Origin of the sequence: Polynucleobacter sp. Adler-ghost (assembly GCF_018688495.1) — a bacterium.
Classification (GTDB): domain Bacteria; phylum Pseudomonadota; class Gammaproteobacteria; order Burkholderiales; family Burkholderiaceae; genus Polynucleobacter.
Genome location: NZ_CP061320.1, coordinates 1287625 through 1302450 on the forward strand (window position 1 = coordinate 1287625; position 14826 = coordinate 1302450).

The following is a 14826-nucleotide window of genomic DNA, read 5'->3' on the forward strand; positions in this document are numbered from 1 at the left end:
GCCGTACTAAGTAAATACCGCACCAAGGACACTGAGACCTCGGCAGACTTGGGGATCATTCAGAGCGCAACACTCACATTGCTTGGCCTGATTATTGGATTTACCTTCTCCATGGCTATCGCTCGGTATGACTTGCGGCAGACTTATGAGGAGGCTGAGGCCAATGCAATTGGCACGGAGTTCTTAAGAGCCGATCTACTGCCGAGCAAAACTGCAGAGAGTGTCAAGGACCTTCTTCGTGAATACCTAGATCAGCGCATCTTGTTTTACTCTAAGCAAGATCACGAGACGGCCATGCAAATTATGAAACGCACCCTTGCTTTAGAGAGCGCAATGTGGAATGAATTACTCCCCATAGCACGAACACAATCAACCCCGACTATTGCACTCGTAATCTCTGGTATGAATGATGTGATTAACTCCCAAGGCTATACCCAAGCAGCTTGGTGGAACCGCATCCCCACTGCGGCCTGGTGGCTGATGGCTGCAATCGCTATTGCTGCCAATATGCTAGTGGGCTTTGGTGCGCGGAACTTTCAACGTAATGTCGGCCTGTTTATGATTTTCCCAACCATGATTGCCATTGCCTTCTTTCTGATTGCAGACATTGATAGCCCTCGTGGTGGTGTTATTCGTATCGATCCACGTAATCTGATTGATTTAAAAAACAATATGAGTCCCGCAAATGGCTCAGCTCCCACCAGAGGCATTAATAAATGAAGCGCATTGTTGATGTATATAAAGATAGGGGTCGAGAGCTTGTGTGGACTTATGTCATTCACCTTGGCAATCTTGAGTTTCACCCAGCCCAAATTGATTTTGAGCAAGAAGCGTTACGACTTTCTCAACTGGATAAGCGTGGAACGCCAAACGAGTTGAGCGCCAAGGCTAGACTTACCGTTCGATAATTTTTCACCTGAGTTCTGAAATATGAAACCTTTAAGCAAAAAAGCCAAGATGGCAGTAGGATGGACAATCTTAATGACCGTCACAGGTACTGCCATGCTTCATCAATGGGAATTCTTTGCAATGGGATGTGCATCTATTGCCATGCTACTCGTTGCGAATCACTATGGCCTACTGAAAGACCCCGAAGACAAAAAATAAGGCCCCTATCTTTCGATAGAGGCCCTGATTGCTCTTCAGCAATTAGAGTGTTGGGTAGTCCGTGTATCCGACTTCTGCTCCACCGTAAAACGTTGCGCGGTTATAAGCATTGAGTGCTGCACCCTGCTTAAAGCGCTCAGCCAAATCCGGATTAGAAATATACAGACGTCCATAGGCCACTGCATCTGCTAAGCCAGCCTCCAAAACAGCTTCACCCATAGCCTGATCATATCCACCGGCACTAATAAATTGACCTTGATATGCCGATCGGAACATCTCTGATGTAATGGGTGCCTCTACGTTCACTTGATCATTGCCACCTGCACTTGTGGAACGCGGTTCGATCATATGTACATAAGATAAGTGATAGCCATTGAGTTTTTGAATGACCGCAGTGAACAAGGCAACTGGATCGCTGTCAGCCATATCATTAAAGCTACCGTATGGTGATAAGCGCACACCGATACGATCACTTGGATAGACCCTGGTAATAGATTCAATCACTTCACCCAATAGGCGCATGCGATTTTCGATTGACCCGCCATAGCCGTCAGTGCGTTGATTGGTTTTGTCTTGCAAAAACTGATCGAGTAAGTAGCCATTCGCAGAATGAATTTCCACGCCATCAAAACCTGCGGCTTTTGCGTTAGCAGCAGCCAATTCAAAATCTTTCAAGAGACCAGCAATATCTTCAGTAGTCATTGCCTTAGGAGTTTCGTAATCGTGCAACCTCCAATCAGCGCCATAAGTTTGGCCAGCAGGCGCAATCGCAGATGGAGCCTCAGGGATACCCTGCTCAGGATGTAAAGAGGAATGAGAAATGCGTCCAACATGCCATAACTGCGCGATCATCTTGCCGCCTTTGGCATGCACTGCACTCACGATCTCCTTCCAAGCCGCTGTTTGCTCAGCAGAATAAATACCAGGCGTTGCGGGATAGCCTTTGCCAATAGCAGAAATTTGCGTTGCTTCACTGATGATGAGGCCAGCACTTGCCCTTTGTTCATAGTAAGTTTTTGCGAGAGGGTGTGGCACATCCCCATCGATGGCACGCATTCTGGTGAGAGGCGCCATCACAAGGCGATTCTTTAATTCAATAGCGCCAAGCTTGACGGGGGTAAACATGATTTCTTTTCCAGACATGAATTACTTTCTTTGAGAGTGAATACATCAATTGATGCGCAACTTTAGCAGGGATATTAAAGTCCCGCCAATACCATACTAGACTTTTTGAAAACTCTTTCGACTGCCCCGACTAATTCTTGGACTAGATTTAAATCTTGACTCAATACTTTGGGCAAGTGCTTGGAACTCATCCTGATGTGCGGTTGACAAGCGAGCAACAAGCGCAATCACTCTATTGGGAGCGGGTGGCGCTAAAGGCCGAGCAATCAATGAGCTGCCATTCAAAATCCCACCTTTTACCGCCATCTCAGGAAGGAGCGCAATGCCCATGCCAGACTCCACCATTTGCAATAAAGTGAGCAAGCTAGTTGCCTCCATGCCTTCGGCATTGCGGATATCAGAATGCTTACAAGCCTGCATAGTGTGATCGCGTAGGCAATGACCCTCCTCTAGCAAAAGCAATCTCTCTGCCATTTTGGTGGGCAAATGAATTTCCTTACCTTTTAATGCTGGATCATTTGCACCTGCAACCAACCAAAATTCATCAACAAAAAGCTCCTTGACCAATAGGCCGGCTGTGTCATATGGCAATGCAATTAATGCAAAATCAAGTTGATGGTCCGCTAAGCGCGCCAGTAGATTAGCGGTTAAATCTTCACGCAAGACAATTTTTAGCTTAGGGTAATGCTCCCGAATATCAGGCAACACATTTGGCAATAAAAATGGTGTGATGGTTGGGATTACTCCCAATCGAATTGTTCCCACCATTGGCTCGCCCGAGGCGCTCGCATACTCCACCAGGTCTTGAGACGAGGCTAAGATGGCCTTAGCCCGTTCCAAAATCTCTACACCGATAGGCGTGATGGCTACATTTTGTCTATCCCGCTCTACTAAGCAGACTCCCAAAACATCTTCCAGCTCTTTTAAACCAGCACTCAGGGTAGATTGACCTACAAAGCAGGCCTCTGCAGCCCTAGTAAAATTGAGCTCTTGAGCAACTGCTACAAAATAGCGAAGTTGTCGTAATGAAGGTAGAGCCGCCATAAGCTGTAGTTATCCCTATAATCTATTTATCAGATAAATAATATCATTCCTATTTACCTTATAAATCATTGTTTGCTTACCTACTTGCTTGCTAGATACAAAACGAGCAGACCTTTGGTAAGCAGGTGAATTTGAAATTCAATTTAAACTGTCTTTAATCTCTTACAGCAAGGAATCCCTATGAAATCTTGGCAATGTATCGTATGCGGTTTCGTCTATGACGAGGCCAAAGGCTTACCTGAAGATGGCATTCCTGCCGGCACTGCTTGGGCCGATGTCCCTGAAGATTGGGAATGCCCAGATTGTGGTGTATCCAAATCTGATTTTGAAATGGTACAAGTTTCCTAACTCAAGCCAAACGCAACACCTTTCAACGCATTATTAGGGAGTCCAGTTTTGGATCATCAGAATCATTCATCCCCATCAGGGATTGTCATCATTGGTAGCGGCCTAGCTGGCTACACTGTCATTCGCGAGCTTCGCAAAATAGATAAGGCGATTCCCATTACCCTAGTAACAAGAGAACCAGGCTACTTTTACTCAAAGCCGATGCTCTCTACAGCATTGGCCAGCAATAAGTCTGCAGAGCAATTGGTCTCTACTAATGCAGAGGGTATGGCAACACAGCTAGACATGACGGTTCTGGGTGATGCTGATGTCACTGCAATTGATACCACCGCACAAACAGTCACTACTTCTAAAGGCAGTATTTCCTATGGAAAGTTAGTGCTAGGATTAGGCGCCGATCAAATTCGCTTACCTTTAGAGGGTAATGCAGCTCATGAGGTCATTACCGTTAATGATCTGGAAGACTATGCCCAATTTCGCAAGACAATTGAAGGCAAAAAACGCGTTGCCATTTTAGGTGCCGGCCTCATTGGATGCGAATTTGCGAATGATTTAGTTTTAGGCTCATATGAAGTAGATGTCATCGACTTAGCGCCGCAGGCTTTGGGTAGATTACTTCCCGAGGCGGCAGCCCAAGCACTACAAGCGAAGCTCAGTGCGGCAGGCGTACGTTGGCACTTTGCCACTACCGTGCAATCGGTTGATCGAAGCGGCGACTCTCTCTCGATTGCCCTTGCCAACGGAACAGTAATCAATAGTGATGCATTTCTATCTGCTGTCGGCTTAAGACCTCGCATAGATTTAGCTCAATCAGCCGGAATTGCAACAGGCGTAGGTATTACAGTTAATCGTCAATTAGAAACCAGCGCCAAGAATGTTTATGCAATTGGCGACTGTGCCGAAGTTGAGGGCTTAGTTCTACCTTATGTGATGCCAATCATGCAGGCAGCACGAGCTTTAGCACCCAACTTACTTGGACAAGCGACTACTCTCAACTATCCCGCTATGCCAGTGATGGTGAAGACCCCCGCCCTCGCAACCATTGTTTCACCCCCAGCCAAAGGTGCAGTCGGACACTGGAAAATGAATACAGTAGAAGGCGGTCTTGAAGCGCGCTTTGAATCTAGTGACGGTAAGCTACTTGGGTTTGCTCTTCTGGGTACAGCTACTGCACAACGTGGCGCACTGACAAAAGAGTTGCCGCCCATCCTGTAATCAAGATGGCTGATTACCATCTCTAGCGCTCTGTACTAAAGCAAAAGGCCCGCTCAGCGGGCCTTTTAATGTATCTAAGAAGATAAGCTTATGAGGCAATCACAAACCATGTTGTGTTGTGTGACTGAGCGCTCATCAAAAATAGCATTGGGATAGAAAGCATTGTATTGAGACGGGAAGTCAACATTGCAATGCGTGCAGACTTTGCTTTGACGTCAGGCTCAACCGCAACAATGCCGAGGGCACGTTTTTGATTTGGCCAAATAATGAACCAAACGTTGAACGCCATAATCAAGGCAATCCACATACCTAAACCGATTGCACGGAAAGGTGCTTGCAAAGTAAATGCCTGATGCGCATATCCATTCAGTATGGATAAAATCAAACCGCTCAGTACAGTTACTAAAGCAGCCCATCGAAACCAAAAGAGCGCTGTTGGAGCGATTACTTTTCCGATTGCTGGCTTTTGCTCATCCGGAATCTTTGGCATGGATGGAATCTGCACGAAATTGAAATACCAAAGCAAGCCTATCCACATCACGCCAACCATCACGTGAATCCAGCGGAATAAGAATGGCAACTCAATCGAGCTCAGGTTCGCACCTAAGGCTAAGACAATCAATGCGAGTAGCACAAAGCCGGCTAAAACAGTGCGGCCTAATGAGGTAAAGATGGATGACATGAGAGCTTCCTAAAAAAAGTAAATATATCAGGCAGGATTTCAGCAAAATTCTTGCTTGCAAAATCCAATTTCACAACATTATAAAACGTACTAATCTGTAGCTACAAAAGCCACAATCGTCCTTACTATAGACGATTCCGAGGAATTTGTTCGGCATAAGGCAAACAAGAGGTGTCCAGTGACCCTTTTTAAGATTACTGAGCCGTCCAGCCGCCATCCATATTCCAGGCTGCTCCACGTACTTCAGAAGCATCTGGACTGCAAAGGAAAATAGCTAATGCGGCCAATTGCTCTGGAGCCACGAATTCACCAGAAGGCTGCTTCTCAGACACCAAGGCTTTTTTAGCCTCTTCATTCGAGATCCCTTCACGCTCTGCTCGGGCATCTACTTGCTTTTGAACCAAGGGGGTCAAAACCCAACCCGGGCAAATCGCATTACAAGTAATCCCCGTTTTGGCATTCTCTAGAGCGGTTACTTTGGTTAGGCCAACGATGCCATGCTTAGCGGCAACATAAGCTGATTTTTGAACAGAACCGACCAAGCCATGCACGGAGGCGATATTGATGATGCGACCCCAGTTACGCTGCTTCATTCCAGGCAAGGCATAGTGGGAGGTATAAAAAGCTGAGCTTAAGTTGATGGCAATAATGGACTCCCACTTATCCGCTGGAAAGTCTTCAATATTCGCTGTGTGCTGAATGCCTGCATTGTTTACTAATATATCTAGCGAACCAAAGCGTTTTTCGGTTTGCTTGATAAGATCTTCAATCTCGGCAGGCTTACTCATATCTGCGCCGTGATATTCCACCTCAACACCACAAGCTTTAATAGCTGTAATTGCAGCATCCTTTTCACCAAAACCATTCACCATTATGTTGGCACCCTGCTTTGCCAAACCAATAGCCATTGCCAAACCAATACCACTGGTTGAGCCGGTGACAAGAGCTGTTTTACCTTTTAAATGGGACATATTTTTCTTCGCTATATCAAGTTAGTCGCACATCCCCAAGCAGGGGATGTACACATGGTCAAAACTGGATCTTACAGGATGCATCAGCACCTTTGATACTGGTAATGCACCGCATATAAACAAGCTCTACATTAGACTTTTCCAAGGGCCTTGAGAATCTTTTCACAAGTAATGGGCTGATCAAACACTGCAGTGTTAAATGGTGCCAGAGCATCATTAATCGCATTTTGAACCGCCCCAGGGGCGCCAGCTGTACCAGCCTCACCAGCACCTTTTGCACCCAACTTAGATGACTGAGTTGGGGTCTCAACGTGAGCTACCTCAATATCCGGCATTTCATTGGCCATTGGCACTAAGTAATCAGCCATACTGCCATTTCGTAACAGGCCACTCTCGTCGTAGATACACTCCTCGAAAAGGACGCCACCGATACCCTGCACAATTGCACCACGCACTTGCTCGTCCACCAACATGGGATTCAACACACGACCGCAATCTTCAACTGCCCAGTGCTTTAAGAGCTTTACAAATCCAGTATCCGGATCGACTTCCACATAAGAAGCCTGAACGCCATTAGTAAAAATAAATGGATATTCTTTTTGAGTGTAATGACGTGTCACCATCAGGTCAGCCGAGAATCCTACTGGCAAAGTATCTGTACGGAAATAACCTATTCGCCCAATCTCACTAAACGGTAGGAGCTGTTCACCGCTTGCTTTATCTAAAACATGACCACGGCGAACAGATAACTCTTCAGGCGATCTACTCAAGATTGCACCAGCGAGCTTCAAGATATTCTCTTGAAGTGCTTGGCAAGCCAATAAGACTGCCTCGCCACCCACTCCGGCACCACGTGAAGCCCAGGTACCACCTCCGTAAGGAGTCACATCGGTATCACCAGTAATGATGCGCACATCTTTAATCGACAGACCGACGGCATCAGCAGCAATTTGCGCATAAATACCTTCAGTACCTTGGCCCTGCTCACCAACACCGATCAATATCGATACAACGCCACTTGGATCTAGACGCGCAGAGGCGCCATCCTGAGATGCGATACGCGCACCACCCACGCCATAGAATGCCGGACTTGGGTTAGTTAACTCGATTAATGTGGCAAAACCGATTCCACGATAGATACCTTTTTTACGCAACTCAGCCTGCTCTTTACGCAAAGCAGAATAGTCCATCATCTTTTCAATAGTTCGTAAGCATTGCTCGTGTGAAAGCACTTCCAACTTAATTCCGGAAATTCCCGAGCAAGGGTATGCATCATCAGGAATCACATTACGTTTACGAAACTCCAAAGGATCCATTTTTAGTTTTTGAGCTGCTAAATCAACCAAGCCCTCAGTCACGGCGCAGGCAATAGGGTGACCTACGCCACGATATTGGCAGGTAGGCGTTTTATTCTGAAACACCACATTCAGTTTGGCTCGGTAGTTCTGATGCTTATATGGCCCGCCAACCAAGTTCACCACCTGATTACCTTCGATTGCACTGGTTCTCGGAAACATAGAGTAAGGGCCAATCGCTGTGAGATCGTCGATCTCAAATGCCAAGATATCACCTTCTTTATTGGCTGCAATACGTCCTTTAATCCGATGCTCACGCGCATGAATATCACTCGTAAATGATTCAAGTCGATCTGCAACAAACTTGACTGGGCGCTCCAACATCATCGCTAGACCCACCGTCGCAAAATCATCAGGATACGCATGCACCTTAATACCAAAGGATCCGCCTACGTCTTTACAAATGACATGGACATCAGACTCTGACAAGCCAAACTGACGGCAATATAAATCTTGCATCATGTGCGGCGCTTGTTGCGAGTGATATACCGTGAGGCGACGATCGCCTGGATTGTAGTCAGCAATTTGGCAGCGAGGCTCTAAAGTAACGCCTGTATGTCGACCAAATCCAAAAGTAGCTTCAGCCACAATATCTGCGGTTGCAAATACTTCATCTACCTGGCCAACATCCAAAGTACGGGTAAAGCAAAGATTGTCGCCAAGCTCAGGATGAATTACCGGAGTATCTGCATCCAATGCCGTTTCCATTGAAACTACTGCAGGTAACTCTTCCCACTCAACATCAATGAACTGCAAAGCATCTTCTGCTTGTGCACGCGTCTCAGCAACTACAGCAACTACAGGCTCGCCTTGCCAGCAAGCCCTATCAATTGCTAATGCGTATTGAGGGGCGGATTTCATACCCGCAAGATGGCCTAAGGTGGCAACCCATGGCTTACAAAGCTCAGCCATTCTCACGCCATCGACAATGGCTAGAACGCCTGGCATCTTGCTGGCTTCTTCAGTATGAATTTTTCCAATTTTCATATGCGCTACTGGCGAACGCCAATAGACAACATGGCCCATCCTAGGCAATTGAATATCATCTACATAGGTGCCCTGACCCTCGATAAGCCGACGCGACTGATGTCGAGGTTCGCTGCTACCGATATAGCGCTGGTCATTGGTTACCGGATCAAGCACCAATCCTTTGAGATCTACTGGCTTATTCATAATCAGTTTTCCCAGTCTTCTTAAGCGAGAGCAACAACGGGTTTAATTTTTTCACCTTTGGCGCGAGCCTCAAGCACAGCCATGATGGCGTCTACTATGGAATGGTAGCCAGTACAACGGCAGTAGTTTCCAGAGATCCATTCACGCACTTCTTCACGAGTAGATTTAGGTTGTTTTTCTACTAATTCGGCCGCAGCAAGCAACATCCCAGAAGAGCAGAAACCACATTGCATTGCATTATGACGCATAAAGGCTTCTTGAAGATCTGCCAATGCCCCACTCTTAGTTAATCCCTCGATTGTTTCTACTACACAGCCATTGGCTTGTACGGCCAGATATAAACAGCCGCGAATAATTTTCCCATCCACCTTCACGGTACAGGCGCCGCAAGCACCTTGCTCACAACCAAGATGCGGACCTTTGAGATGGAGATCTTCTCGCAAAAAATCTACCAAATGACGACGCGGCTCAATCTCCGCATTCACTATCGAGCCATTGACGGTCATCGTAATTTTCTTCTTTAAGCTCATTGAAATCTCCGAACTAGATTTATCTTTTTATATATTGATTGCTCAAGCAATTAAGTGCTTTAGTCCACGCTCTAACAAAACACCAATCAGATGTTGCTTCGTTTGCGCACTGTTAGTGATATCTGCGATCGACTCAATCTCTTCCCTTGCGGCAGCAACTGCATTTGCAATTAATTCGTCATTAAGAGACTTACCATCTACCAAGGCTTGAGCCTTTGTCGCCATGATCGGCGTAGCACACACAGAGAAGAAGGTAAAAGTGCAATCGCTCAGAACATTACCCGCCTTATTCGCAACTAAAGCCACCCCAGCAATCGCATAGTCTCCGTGGCGACGAGCTAACTCATGGAAATAAAAAACTTGATTACTACTAGCAATAGGGATTTCTGTTGCTATAAGAATTTCATTAGGCTCTAAAGAAGTGGTGTAAAGATCAATGAAGAAGTCTTGCGCTGAAATTCGACGCTCTCCATCAGGGCCACCAATCAACATGGTTGCATTCAATGCCAGGCTACAGGCAGGCCATTCAGCCGCAGGATCTCCATAGGCTAGAGAGCCGCCCCAGGTCCCTAAATTACGGATCGCTCTGTGGGCAATATGCGGAGCTGCAGCCTTAAGAAGTGGTGCATGCTGCGCAATTAGTTTGGAGTCCTCAATCTCCGTATGGGTTACTAATGCACCAATACGTAATTGATTTCCGTTAACGGAAATACCTTTTAATTCATCCAAATTCGTAATGTCAATGAGCATGCTAGGCTCAGAAAGACGCAGGTTCAAGGTAGCTAAGAGCGTCTGCCCACCCGCAATCAATTGCGCATCTTCACCAGCTTCGGCCAACATAGCTAAAGCCTCACTGAGAGCCTTCGGTTTTGCATAATCAAATGCTGCTGCTTTCATTGTGTCTCCTCCACTACTTTTATATTGACATCGCCGCGCATTATTGGGCTTGCGGGTCCGACTCCAGTGGCGCTATTTCACCACCTAACTCTTTTGCAAATCGCTGGAAAAAGTCATCCGCAATCTTTTTAGCAGAGGCGCTAATAAGCCGCCCACCAATTTGACCAAGCTTGCCGCCAATAGAAGCCTCAGTCGTATAAGAAACCAGTGTCCCGCCCTCGGCAGCCTTCAACTCCACTCGTGAACGACCTTTTGCAAATCCCGCAGCACCACCAGAGCCCTCAAAGGCCATAGAACAGGATTGATCTGGAATGACATCACTCAAAAATAGCTTTCCTGAGAATCTGGCTCTGACGGGTCCAATTTTGAACATCACCTTGGCATGAATCTCCTCGGGGGAGATGCGACTGATTTCCTCGCAACCTGGAATGGACTTTGCCAGCACGTCAATATCATTCAAGCCCTTCCATACATCTGGGATTGGGGCTGCAATGAGTTGCTCGCCATTTAATTCCATTACATCTCCTTGGGGTTTGTACGAATAGAGTCTTATCTACCAATTGTTCAACAATGTACCATTATTTAACTTTTGGTCAATAAGGCCAAATTCGGATAAACCCTGATGACAATGAGTTTCGATCGAGATGGCAGTGCTAGAGGCAGTATCGCTACAGAATTAGCTGCATCCAGTACGCCTGCACGTCGCAGAATGAGTACCGCAGATCGTAAGCGTCAGATTCTGGATCGTGCTATCCAATACTTTGCAAAGCATGGAATGGATGGGCAACTCAGGAACCTAACAAAGGGATTGGGTATTACCCACACCCTGCTTTACCACTACTTCCCTACTAAGGATGCTTTAATCAAAGCAGTCTATGAAGATGTCTTCGAGTCACGCTGGAAGCCGGAGTGGGAGCAGCTACTCGATGACAAGAAGCTCTCTCCCGAAGAAAAATTTAATGCTTTCTATCTAGACTACTCAAACACAGTGCTGACCTACGATTTTGTACGTATTTTAATTTTCTCAGGACTGAGCGATCACTCCATTAGTGACCGCTTCTTTGAATTATTGCGCGATCGTCTATTACCGCGCCTGATTCGAGAAACCCGTAAACACTGTGGTCGTAGCTCGCGTAGCAAGCCTTCCCAGCGAGAATTAGAATTTTTGATGGGCCTGCATGGCGGCATCTTTTATATTGGTATGCGACGTTGGATATACGGGCAAGCCATTTATGACTCCGGCAACCCCCATACCGAGCAAGAAATTATTCAAGATCGAGTTAGCTCTTACCTTGCTTCAGCAAAAACTTTATTTAATACTGGTAAAAAATAAAATGACCAACTTAAGCTTAAATCACTTCTCTATTCGTAGCCTAGAGATTGAACAAACTACCAAGTTTTACTGCGATGTCTTTGGATTCACAGTTGGACCTCGACCTGATTTTCCATTCCCCGGTGTGTGGCTATACAACGGTGATCAAAACGATTGGGCTAACGCAGTTGTTCATCTCATCGCAATTGATAAGAATAATCCTAATGGCTTAAAACAATATCTTGGGGAACGAGATCCTAGCTCACTCTTTGGCTCTGGCGCAGTTGATCATATCGCCTTCTTTGCCAAGGGATTGGAGGCCAAACTTGCATTACTAGAGAAGTTGGGTATACCTTGCAGACAACGCACCGTACCCGCCATTAAATTACACCAAGTCTTTATGGATGATCCTAATGGTGTTGTGGTTGAGTTGAACTACCCTGCTGCCGAAAAGGCGGCACTAGATGCCAAGGCTGCGTAAGTAAAGATGGCCAAAATACTTGTCATTGGCGGATCACTTGGGGGCTTATTTGCCGCCAATATACTGCTGCGCCAAGGGCATGACGTCACTTTATTAGAAAAAGCAATTGGCTCCCTGGATGGTCGAGGCGCCGGAATCGTGACCCATGACGCTCTTGCGGATGCTTTAAGTGAAGCTGGTATTCAAGTTGATGATAGCCTAGGGGTTGCTGTATCGAAGCGAGTTACTTTGGGGGTTGATGGCGAGAACCTCGGTGAAATGCCACTCCCACAAATCCTGACCTCCTGGAGCCGCTTATATCACCTATTAAAAGAGAATTTTCCAAGCGAGCGTTACCTACAAGGCAAGAATGTCAAAGTGGTGACACAGGACTCTAATAGCGTTCAGGTAAGTTGTGAAGATGGCAGCACTTATCAGGCAGAGCTTCTGATTGCATCAGATGGTATACGCTCCACAGTCAGATCCCAAGTAGCACCAAACATCCAACCTGAATACGCAGGATATATTGCGTGGCGTGGCGTTTGTGATGAAAGTAATTTATCAAATTACACCTTAGATACTCTATTTAATTATTTTGGATTCTGCTTACCTAATGGCGAACAGATGCTTGGCTATCCAGTTGCAGGGCCCGGCAATGACACCAGACCAGGCAAGCGTCGCTATAACTTTGTTTGGTATCGCCCGGCATCCGAGGATGATGAGCTAGTCAAGTTGCTGACTGATGCGGATGGTCACTATTATCCAACTGGCATCCCACCGCTAAAAGTCTCATGGAAGCATATTGCCGAAATGCGCACAATTGCGCGCGATATTCTGGCGCCACAATATGCCGAAATTTTAGAAAAAACACCCTCACCTTTTTTGCAAACGATTTATGACGTCCGTTCGGAGCAAATCGTCTTTGGAAGAATTGCCTTAATGGGGGATGCCGCTTTTGTTGGTAGACCTCATGTGGGCATGGGAGTTACCAAAGCAGGTGATGAGGCTATGGTAATCGCACGTCACATTGCAGCCTTAGGGGCAACTCCTGCAGCACTTGAAGCGTACAGCAAGGAGCGTCTTGAATTTGGACAACAGGTTGTTGCAAGAGCGCAATACTTAGGGCGCTACATGCAAGCACAAGGTAGCAAAGGCAGCAGAAATAACGATAGCCTGCGTAGAAATGCAGATACCGTCATGGCAGAAACGGCCATCGATATCAGTACTTTGTTGGCGGCTGGAAAAGCAGTGCCAGAGTCACATGAATGAAAACCCGCTGTAGATTTTTAGTATTACTAGAAGCATTCAGTTAAGATTTATGCAATACGCAGTAGTCCCATTAATTAACTGTTTTAAATGGAGGAGACAACCATGAAACAAAAAGTAACGAATCAAACAAGAAGAAAAATGTTGATCGGCGGAGCTGCTGCTGCCAGCACTCCACTGTGGATGAATGTAGCCAGCGCCCAGGCTGAACCAATTAAGATTGGTTTTCCAACGCCACTAACTGGGCCATTTTCTGCAGAGGCACAAGATCAAGTTAAAGCGGCTGAATTAGCCATTAAAGAATTTAATGACGCCGGTGGCTTTAATGGACGCAAAGCCGAACTTTTAGTTCGTGACGACAAACTCAACCCAGGTGAAGCTGCAACGCGCACTCTCGAGTTAATTGAAAAAGATAAAGTGAATTTTGTTGTGGGTTCACTATCGGCCGCAACTCAACTCTCTATCAATGCTGTTTGTAAAGAGCGTAAAGTTCTCTTCAATTCAATTAGCCAATCTGATGCGATTAACGAAGCAAAAGACTGGAGTGTTTACACATTCCACGAGGCACTCAATCCAACGATGACAGCAGGTGCAGTGGCGCGCTATGCCATTCCCCGTTTCGGCAAGAAGATCGTATTCCTGACCGCCGACTATGCTTATGGCCATGAGATGGTGCGCGCTTTTGAGCGTGCAGGAAAGGAAATGGGTGCCACTACATTGGCCGATATTCGTCATCCCTTGGGCGCATCTGATTACTCTGCATTCTTGCCGCGCATTAAAGCCTTAAATCCCGACATCTTGGTACTTTGCAACTTTGGTCGTGACCTCGTGAATGCAGCTAAACAATGTACTGACTTTGGTCTAAAGTCCAGCATGAAAATTGTGACGCCAGTCCTGCTCTACACTGCGCGTCTTGCTGGTGGACCAGAAGCATTTGAGGGTATCGTCGGCGGCACTTCTTATTACTGGGGACTTGAGGATCGCATCCCTACAGCCAAGACCTTTAATGACGCATTCCGTAAGATGTACAACGGTTCAGTACCGTCAGACTACGGCGCACTAGGTTACGCCGGGGTAAAAACAGTTCTCGCTGCTGTGAAGAATGCTAAATCCACCGATACAAATAAGGTAATTACAGCACTAGAGAATCTCAAGTACGACTTTTATAAAGGTCCTGAGTACTATCGCAAGTGTGACCACCAAGCAGTGCAAACGGTCATCATTGTGGAATCCAAATCCAAGAATATGAAGGATAAGTATGACGTCTTTAATATTCTGACGATTGAACCGACTACCGAGAAGAATATGCGTAGTTGCGCGGAGTTAGGCCACAAGGCTTAA

17 protein-coding genes are annotated in these 14826 nt (G+C 46.3%); 9 read left to right on the forward strand and 8 right to left on the reverse strand.

Annotation, left to right across the window (positions count from 1 at the left end; translation table 11 throughout):
- The first annotated feature begins 48 nt into the window (after positions 1 to 48).
- From ICV89_RS06755 to ICV89_RS06765, 3 genes are read left to right on the forward strand one after another with little or no spacing between them, the layout of a single operon-like run.
- Complete coding sequence (locus ICV89_RS06755) at positions 49 to 720, forward strand: hypothetical protein (protein WP_215307620.1); 672 nt, start codon at positions 49 to 51, stop codon at positions 718 to 720.
- Positions 717 to 908: a hypothetical protein gene (locus tag ICV89_RS06760; protein WP_046330353.1), complete on the forward strand. Its 192-nt coding sequence runs from the start codon at positions 717 to 719 to the stop codon at positions 906 to 908. Before ICV89_RS06755 ends, ICV89_RS06760 begins: the two co-directional genes overlap by 4 nt.
- A gap of 22 nt (positions 909 to 930) precedes the next feature.
- The gene (locus ICV89_RS06765; protein ID WP_170217000.1) at positions 931 to 1107 is read left to right on the forward strand and encodes a hypothetical protein; all 177 of its coding nucleotides are present in this window, start codon (positions 931 to 933) and stop codon (positions 1105 to 1107) included.
- Between the two features lie 42 nt (positions 1108 to 1149).
- Here ICV89_RS06765 and ICV89_RS06770 read toward each other — a convergent pair whose 3' ends face one another.
- Positions 1150 to 2250 (reverse strand): alkene reductase, encoded by a 1101-nt coding sequence (locus tag ICV89_RS06770; protein WP_215307622.1) that lies wholly within the window; start codon positions 2248 to 2250, stop codon positions 1150 to 1152.
- Between the two features lie 78 nt (positions 2251 to 2328).
- Positions 2329 to 3276: a hydrogen peroxide-inducible genes activator gene (locus ICV89_RS06775; RefSeq protein ID WP_215307624.1), complete on the reverse strand. Its 948-nt coding sequence runs from the start codon at positions 3274 to 3276 to the stop codon at positions 2329 to 2331.
- 180 nt (positions 3277 to 3456) lie between these two features.
- Here ICV89_RS06775 and ICV89_RS06780 point away from each other — a divergent pair, with 180 nt between their 5' ends.
- Both ICV89_RS06780 and ICV89_RS06785 read left to right on the forward strand, forming a co-directional pair.
- Positions 3457 to 3624: a rubredoxin gene (locus ICV89_RS06780; protein ID WP_215304339.1), complete on the forward strand. Its 168-nt coding sequence runs from the start codon at positions 3457 to 3459 to the stop codon at positions 3622 to 3624.
- Between the two features lie 48 nt (positions 3625 to 3672).
- Entirely contained in the window at positions 3673 to 4839 is a 1167-nt protein-coding gene (locus tag ICV89_RS06785; RefSeq protein WP_215307626.1) for an NAD(P)/FAD-dependent oxidoreductase, read from the forward strand.
- 88 nt (positions 4840 to 4927) lie between these two features.
- On the opposite strand, the gene ICV89_RS06790 is transcribed toward ICV89_RS06785, so the two are convergent.
- The 6 genes from ICV89_RS06790 to ICV89_RS06815 form a co-directional block, all read right to left on the reverse strand.
- Positions 4928 to 5521: a urate hydroxylase PuuD gene (locus tag ICV89_RS06790; RefSeq protein WP_215307628.1), complete on the reverse strand. Its 594-nt coding sequence runs from the start codon at positions 5519 to 5521 to the stop codon at positions 4928 to 4930.
- Between the two features lie 194 nt (positions 5522 to 5715).
- A complete protein-coding gene (locus tag ICV89_RS06795) occupies positions 5716 to 6492 on the reverse strand; it encodes a 3-hydroxybutyrate dehydrogenase (RefSeq protein ID WP_215307630.1) in 777 nt (258 codons plus the stop codon).
- Between the two features lie 131 nt (positions 6493 to 6623).
- A complete protein-coding gene (locus tag ICV89_RS06800; protein ID WP_215307632.1) occupies positions 6624 to 9020 on the reverse strand; it encodes a xanthine dehydrogenase family protein molybdopterin-binding subunit in 2397 nt (798 codons plus the stop codon).
- 20 nt (positions 9021 to 9040) lie between these two features.
- Positions 9041 to 9550 (reverse strand): (2Fe-2S)-binding protein, encoded by a 510-nt coding sequence (locus tag ICV89_RS06805; protein ID WP_215307634.1) that lies wholly within the window; start codon positions 9548 to 9550, stop codon positions 9041 to 9043.
- Positions 9551 to 9592: 42 nt separating this feature from the next.
- A complete protein-coding gene (locus tag ICV89_RS06810) occupies positions 9593 to 10447 on the reverse strand; it encodes a xanthine dehydrogenase family protein subunit M (RefSeq protein WP_215307636.1) in 855 nt (284 codons plus the stop codon).
- 40 nt (positions 10448 to 10487) lie between these two features.
- On the reverse strand, positions 10488 to 10964 hold the full coding sequence (locus ICV89_RS06815) for a CoxG family protein (RefSeq protein ID WP_215307638.1): 477 nt from the start codon (positions 10962 to 10964) through the stop codon (positions 10488 to 10490).
- A 105-nt stretch (positions 10965 to 11069) separates the two neighbouring features.
- Here ICV89_RS06815 and ICV89_RS06820 point away from each other — a divergent pair, with 105 nt between their 5' ends.
- The 4 genes from ICV89_RS06820 (at position 11070) to ICV89_RS06835 (ending at position 14826) form a co-directional block, all read left to right on the forward strand.
- The gene (locus tag ICV89_RS06820) at positions 11070 to 11780 is read left to right on the forward strand and encodes a TetR/AcrR family transcriptional regulator (RefSeq protein WP_251370800.1); all 711 of its coding nucleotides are present in this window, start codon (positions 11070 to 11072) and stop codon (positions 11778 to 11780) included.
- A gap of 1 nt (position 11781) precedes the next feature.
- Positions 11782 to 12240, forward strand: a complete 459-nt coding sequence (locus tag ICV89_RS06825) for a VOC family protein (protein ID WP_215307640.1) — start codon at positions 11782 to 11784, stop codon at positions 12238 to 12240.
- A 6-nt stretch (positions 12241 to 12246) separates the two neighbouring features.
- Positions 12247 to 13488, forward strand: coding sequence for an FAD binding domain-containing protein (locus ICV89_RS06830; protein WP_215307642.1), 1242 nt, complete (start codon positions 12247 to 12249; stop codon positions 13486 to 13488).
- A 102-nt stretch (positions 13489 to 13590) separates the two neighbouring features.
- Positions 13591 to 14826 (forward strand): ABC transporter substrate-binding protein, encoded by a 1236-nt coding sequence (locus ICV89_RS06835; protein WP_251370801.1) that lies wholly within the window; start codon positions 13591 to 13593, stop codon positions 14824 to 14826.

Excerpts from the sequence above, each read along its gene's own strand:
- ICV89_RS06760 (WP_046330353.1), top strand. The coding sequence starts at position 717 with ATGAAGCGCATTGTTGATGTATATAAAGATAGGGGTCGAGAGCTTGTG.
- ICV89_RS06765 (WP_170217000.1), top strand. The coding sequence starts at position 931 with ATGAAACCTTTAAGCAAAAAAGCCAAGATGGCAGTAGGATGGACAATC.
- ICV89_RS06770 (WP_215307622.1), bottom strand. The coding sequence starts at position 2,250 with ATGTCTGGAAAAGAAATCATGTTTACCCCCGTCAAGCTTGGCGCTATT.
- ICV89_RS06775 (WP_215307624.1), bottom strand. The coding sequence starts at position 3,276 with ATGGCGGCTCTACCTTCATTACGACAACTTCGCTATTTTGTAGCAGTT.
- ICV89_RS06780 (WP_215304339.1), top strand. The coding sequence starts at position 3,457 with ATGAAATCTTGGCAATGTATCGTATGCGGTTTCGTCTATGACGAGGCC.
- ICV89_RS06790 (WP_215307628.1), bottom strand. The coding sequence starts at position 5,521 with ATGTCATCCATCTTTACCTCATTAGGCCGCACTGTTTTAGCCGGCTTT.
- ICV89_RS06795 (WP_215307630.1), bottom strand. The coding sequence starts at position 6,492 with ATGTCCCATTTAAAAGGTAAAACAGCTCTTGTCACCGGCTCAACCAGT.
- ICV89_RS06800 (WP_215307632.1), bottom strand. The coding sequence starts at position 9,020 with ATGAATAAGCCAGTAGATCTCAAAGGATTGGTGCTTGATCCGGTAACC.
- ICV89_RS06805 (WP_215307634.1), bottom strand. The coding sequence starts at position 9,550 with ATGAGCTTAAAGAAGAAAATTACGATGACCGTCAATGGCTCGATAGTG.
- ICV89_RS06810 (WP_215307636.1), bottom strand. The coding sequence starts at position 10,447 with ATGAAAGCAGCAGCATTTGATTATGCAAAACCGAAGGCTCTCAGTGAG.
- ICV89_RS06815 (WP_215307638.1), bottom strand. The coding sequence starts at position 10,964 with ATGGAATTAAATGGCGAGCAACTCATTGCAGCCCCAATCCCAGATGTA.
- ICV89_RS06820 (WP_251370800.1), top strand. The coding sequence starts at position 11,070 with ATGACAATGAGTTTCGATCGAGATGGCAGTGCTAGAGGCAGTATCGCT.
- ICV89_RS06825 (WP_215307640.1), top strand. The coding sequence starts at position 11,782 with ATGACCAACTTAAGCTTAAATCACTTCTCTATTCGTAGCCTAGAGATT.
- ICV89_RS06830 (WP_215307642.1), top strand. The coding sequence starts at position 12,247 with ATGGCCAAAATACTTGTCATTGGCGGATCACTTGGGGGCTTATTTGCC.
- ICV89_RS06835 (WP_251370801.1), top strand. The coding sequence starts at position 13,591 with ATGAAACAAAAAGTAACGAATCAAACAAGAAGAAAAATGTTGATCGGC.